The organism is Bradyrhizobium sp. Kon58 (assembly GCF_055807455.1).
Map to the genome: position 1 here is coordinate 1 of NZ_JBVVOT010000557.1, position 251 is coordinate 251.

A 251-nucleotide genomic window follows, 5' to 3' on the forward strand; every position below is an offset into this window, starting at 1 on the left:
GCCGGGCTCGGTCATCGCTATGGCGCCGATCAGCTCGCCGGTCGCCAGTTTCGGCAGCCATTTCTTCTTCTGCTCCTCGGAGCCGTAGTGAAGGATGTAAGGGGCAACGATCGAATTGTGCAGGCCGATGCCGAAACCGTCGACGCCGACATGGCCGATCGCCTCGATGATGGCGCTCTCATGCGCGAATGTCCCGCCCGAACCGCCATATTCCTCCGGCATGGAGGCGCAGAGCAGACCGGCGGCACCTG

1 protein-coding gene is annotated in these 251 nt (G+C 63.7%); it reads right to left on the reverse strand.

The features are described 5' to 3' along the window. Positions 1-251, reverse strand: a 251-nt coding sequence (locus tag AC0L20_RS41485; RefSeq protein WP_473295909.1) for an acyl-CoA dehydrogenase family protein, incomplete at both ends; no start/stop codon positions are given.